The sequence below is a fragment of the Ruegeria marina genome (assembly GCF_900101475.1).
GTDB classification, from domain to species: Bacteria; Pseudomonadota; Alphaproteobacteria; order Rhodobacterales; family Rhodobacteraceae; genus Ruegeria_B; species Ruegeria_B marina.
On sequence record NZ_FMZV01000049.1, the window covers coordinates 1 to 1378 of the forward strand.

1 protein-coding gene and 2 pseudogenes are annotated in these 1378 nt (G+C 59.7%); 1 reads left to right on the forward strand and 2 read right to left on the reverse strand.

Annotated features, from left to right (window positions below; all coding sequences use genetic code 11):
* A pseudogene (locus tag BLT75_RS24255) lies at positions 1–137 on the reverse strand (IS5/IS1182 family transposase); the annotation flags it as partial.
* 103 nt (positions 138–240) lie between these two features.
* A pseudogene (locus BLT75_RS25030) lies at positions 241–752 on the reverse strand (transposase); the annotation flags it as partial.
* A gap of 180 nt (positions 753–932) precedes the next feature.
* Here BLT75_RS25030 and BLT75_RS23975 point away from each other — a divergent pair.
* The gene (locus BLT75_RS23975; RefSeq protein ID WP_093038276.1) at positions 933–1328 is read left to right on the forward strand and encodes a hypothetical protein; all 396 of its coding nucleotides are present in this window, start codon (positions 933–935) and stop codon (positions 1326–1328) included.
* Positions 1329–1378: the final 50 nt, after the last annotated feature.

The following is a 1378-nucleotide window of genomic DNA, read 5'->3' on the forward strand; positions in this document are numbered from 1 at the left end:
CCACGCTTGCCTGTCGATGGTGGTCGCCAGGTCATCTCTGGATCAAACCAGATCGAAAGCGATCCGCGCCGCTTCAACGCTTCATTGTAAGCCGACCAGTTCGTGGTCTTGTACTTCGTAGGGGCCCAACTGCTCATACCATCCAGCTATCATGCTGGATTCATGCGGTGAATCCCTCAGCTGATTTGTGCAACAACGCCCCTTGAAGCGAATCTTGCGCTTGCGCACCGCCAACCCTTATTCGTGGTACAGTCGATTGAAGCCGGAAGGCTCGCATTCGCGGTGTAGAATCATGTAGAACCGCCGATAGCCAAACCGTCGGCGGTCGTTGGTTAGCGCGCGCGGCCGCCCGCGCAGGTCCGTGTCCGGTGCACGCTGCGCTTGGTAACGAACCAACTTGCGATCCGCGCAAAACACGAAAGGCCCGCCGCTCCGAGAGCCCGAACCGGGGTTTCAGATACGCGACTGCTTCACGCTTCACGGCGGGCCCTGCCATTTTTTGCGACCCGATCCTTCATCGCAGCCAAGTCCGGCATCTGATCGGCCAGCAGCTTCTTGAGCTTGGCGTTTTCATCTTCGAGCGCCTTCAGCCGCCTGACCTCCGACGCCGTCGTTCCACCAAACCTGGCTTTCAAGTCATTGAAGATTCCCTCCGACATGCCGTGCTTGCGGCACAGATCGGCGCACTTCGCGCCTGCGTCGTGTCCGGCCGGGATGCCGATGACTGCGGCCTCAATCACACCCGCGGTCACGCGGCCAAAACGCCTGAAGGTCTTCACAGATGCAAGTCGACTGGCGAGGACTGGTTCGCATTGTCTGCCAGCACTCACCAAGCTGGTTCCCGCAATAGCACTTGGGTGTATCATAATTGTGGTATACTAGTGAACAATACGCAAGCGAGTATGTGGGTTTGGGCAAGGTTGGAGGACCTCATGGGCAGTGCAGCGGAACGGTTTGCTCAGGGAGATGCGCCGACAGAAGCCTTCATCGCCGAGATGCGCGAACGCTTCCCGGTCGAGGCCGAGGTGGACGCGCTTCTGACGCGCAAGCTGCGGCGGCGCAAAGGGCCGCCCTATTCGCGCATCTCCAAGGATGAGTTGCATCGCACGCTCGACCGGATGTTCGCGGATCTGGATATCGGCGACCATACGATCCGCGATGTCAGCTGGTTCACCGGCGGCGTGTCCAAGATCCAGCTGGGGTTCTGGCTGGACTGGTCCGATGCGAATGGCCCGCGCAGCGACCGCATGGTGGTGCGGATGGACCCGTCCGAGGGCTCGAACATGTCCGTCGTCAGGGTTTTTCGGACTTCGCAGGCCGTTTCGTAACGGAGGCTCTGGTTCGGTTTCTGTTTAAGTTTAAGCGGCAGCTGCTTGGT